The sequence below is a fragment of the Planctomonas deserti genome (genome assembly GCF_003067705.1).
Taxonomy (GTDB): Bacteria; Actinomycetota; Actinomycetes; order Actinomycetales; family Microbacteriaceae; genus Planctomonas; species Planctomonas deserti.
This window is the reverse complement of the sequence record NZ_QANL01000251.1, coordinates 1-503: the sequence shown is the minus strand read 5'-3', so window position 1 is coordinate 503 and position 503 is coordinate 1. Positions and strand designations below refer to the sequence as shown.

Sequence of the window (503 nt, the reverse complement as noted above, 5' to 3'; positions counted from 1 at the left end):
GTCACGGCCAGGATGCCGATCAGGATCGCGCCACGGATGCGGCGCGCTTCCAGTACCGCGATCAGCAGAAAGCCGGCCAGCGCCAGCAGCGGCGGCGCCGTGTTCAACGGGCCCAGCGCCACCAGCGTGTCTTCATTGCCGACGATCACGCCCGACTTCTGCAGCGCGATGATCGCCAGGAACAGGCCGATGCCGGCCACGATGGCCGAGCGCAGCGACGAAGGAATGCCCGACACCAGCCATGCACGCACACCGGTCAGCGACAGCACCAGGAACACCAGGCCGGAGATGAACACCGCGCCCAGTGCCTGCTGCCACGGCAGGCCGGCAGCGCCGACCACGGTGAAGGCGAAGAACGCGTTCAGGCCCATGCCGGGCGCCATGCCGACCGGGAAGTTGGCGGCCAGCGCCATCACCGCCGAACCCAGTGCAGCAGCCAGGCAGGTGGCCACGAACACCGCGCCCGCATCCATGCCGGTGGTGCCAAGGATCTCGGGATTGAC

The 503-nt window shown here is 68.8% G+C and carries 1 protein-coding gene; it reads right to left on the bottom strand.

Annotation, left to right across the window (positions count from 1 at the left end; translation table 11 throughout):
- Positions 1 to 503 (bottom strand): NCS2 family permease (locus tag DAI20_RS20540; RefSeq protein WP_168927725.1); only part of this gene is annotated, 503 nt, incomplete at both ends.